Genomic DNA, 1,903 nt, shown 5'->3' on the forward strand with positions numbered 1-1,903 from the left:
TGTTGGTGATATTGCATTACTACGGGCAGCGGGCGAAAATATTGTCGCTACTGCAAGAGGATATCTTTTGGAAACAAGTGAATCTCAAAAAGGTCTAGTGAGCAAAATTGCTGTCCAACACACAAAAGAGCAGACTGAAGAAGAACTGCGATTAATCGTTGAACATGGGGGCGAAGTTTTAGATGTCATTGTCGAGCATCCGCTATATGGAGAGCTAACTGGGATGCTCCATATCAAGACAGAACAAGATATCCACTCTTTTATCAAACGTTATAAAAAAAGTAAAGCTACGTTATTATCTGAGCTGACTTCAGGCATCCATTTGCATACGATCCGCTATCCGGACAATTACACGTTAAAGCAAATAAAAAAAAGCTTAGCAGGAGCAGGGATTTTATATGAAGGAATAAAATAAAGTGATGTTGGAAGATACACAAACTAATCTTACAATGATTTAGATTTTTATTTCCGTTTTATTATGCACTACACCCACCTACATTGTTATGGATGGGTGTTTTTTATTTATTTAAAAATAAGTGTTTTATTTTCTTTCCAAGAATTCGATATATTTATAGAAAATAAAAGTAAATGGCTACGTAATATAGAAAGGAAAGAATCAAATATGAATCCAGGATTTGAAGGATCACCCCAACGACCAATGAATCAGAAATTAAAACAAATTTTAATTTTTGGAGAAGGGGAAGCAAAAGAACAGTTAGCAGAAAAGCTAGATAATCTAGTGTATAGAGAGGAATTTCTCCCTTATGATCCTAAAGTATATGTGGAAACCATTTTCAACGCTTTAACGAGTCTCGATTTTAGTGATCATGCAGTGGGTAACGCTGATTTTTTCAATGGTATGGAGGAGGAAGAGAAGAATTATCCGCTGTGGCAAGAGATACGTGAGGTAGTAAGAAATAAAATCGGTTTACGATTATGTGATTTTTATCCTAAAAAATGGATTGCAGAATGGAAACTATATAGGGAATCAAGTCAGTATGGCAATCAACATATCAAAGAGATTATCGATGTCAGTTTTAAAACACCATTAATGAATCAAGCGGAGTTATTGATTATGGAGATAGCAAAAACAAAAGCCAACTTTGTGATATGGGTTTCGTTAGACTCGTGTCAAGGTCAATCAATGGATCGGACAATTGAGGGCATCAATAAGGGAGTATTTGATCATACACTACGGAGTCTGTATCATCACAGAGAGAAGATCAAAGTGCCAATTGTTTTTTGGAGAGAGGAACAAGAAGTTTCGGCACCTTGGGAACAGCACCCAAAAAAATGGGAAAGATGTGCTTCTGTTGGTGTTAGTGGGTTTAAGGAGAATAGTATCACAAAAAATATTCTTCTTTACGGACTTTCTGATTCCCGTAATATGTTTATGGAAAATAATAATATCTGTCTCTTATACACATCTAGATGTGTATAAGAGACAGGCAATCAGTCGGTTCAAATGTACAAGTCGAAGTGGGAAAAGGAGTATTAACTGAACTCATAAAGCAATCGGAAAAAGAACAATATTGCCTACAAAATTATAGACAGCAAGGAGTGGCAAAGACTAACAATAAAAGTACACATTACGAAAAATAAGCATACTTCTGATACCTAATGTAATAAGCTACAATAAAATAATTATATAATCGTAATTCTTGAGAAGAAAGTAGAAATCACTCCTGTATTTCTTAAATATACATAAAGATATTCTGTAAAAAAATAATTAACTATTTTGGTGGAATCATATATTGACAGAAGAGGAAAAAACGAACGAACAAAAGGCGAAAGAATTTGAAAGGAGAATCGATAGGCTAACCTTGACTTTATCACTAAAAAAACGATAAAGCTTTTGATATAAGGAAAGGTTATCAGTTCCTGTTTTCAACCTATATTAAGG

At 34.4% G+C, this 1,903-nt stretch carries 2 protein-coding genes; both read left to right on the plus strand.

Annotation, left to right across the window (positions count from 1 at the left end):
- On the plus strand, nt 1–415 hold a 415-nt coding region (locus tag A5844_RS05505), incomplete at its 5' end, for a 3H domain-containing protein (protein WP_086284265.1).
- Nucleotides 416–622: 207 nt separating this feature from the next.
- On the plus strand, nt 623–1,441 hold the full coding sequence (locus tag A5844_RS05510) for a hypothetical protein (protein ID WP_086284266.1): 819 nt from the start codon (nt 623–625) through the stop codon (nt 1,439–1,441).
- The last annotated feature ends 462 nt before the right edge of the window (nt 1,442–1,903 follow it).

The sequence above is a fragment of the Candidatus Enterococcus wittei genome, assembly GCF_002140175.1.
GTDB classification, from domain to species: Bacteria; Bacillota; Bacilli; order Lactobacillales; family Enterococcaceae; genus Enterococcus_B; species Enterococcus_B wittei.